Raw genomic sequence first — 352 nt, forward strand, 5'->3', positions numbered from 1 at the left:
TAGAGGAAGTTTCATTTATGGAGTAGCACCTTATAAAGAGGGGATTGTTTTTCTAGCCAATAAAATAGATAAATCCCGTTTAAAATCCATAAATACTAATTCAAAATTGTATCGATTCACAAATGCAGGAGATGTTGTTCCTTTTTCAGAACTGGGAACCATTTTTCAGACAGGTCCTGTTTCTTTTTACAATAAGGATAATTCTGTTGTTTATACACGAAGCAAATTACGTTCTTTAAAAATTGGAGACAAACCATTTGGAGAGATCAATAATTTGCAACTATATGTTGGACATAAAAAAGAAGACAGTGAAAAATGGTCTCGCCCAGTCTTAATTTCAAAAAAATTCTGC

1 protein-coding gene is annotated in these 352 nt (G+C 32.1%); it reads left to right on the top strand.

Annotation, left to right across the window (positions count from 1 at the left end):
* Positions 1-352, top strand: a 352-nt coding sequence (locus IUY40_RS19330; RefSeq protein WP_195738471.1) for a hypothetical protein, incomplete at both ends; no start/stop codon positions are given.

The organism is Flavobacterium sp. ALJ2 (assembly GCF_015594725.1).
Classification (GTDB): domain Bacteria; phylum Bacteroidota; class Bacteroidia; order Flavobacteriales; family Flavobacteriaceae; genus Flavobacterium.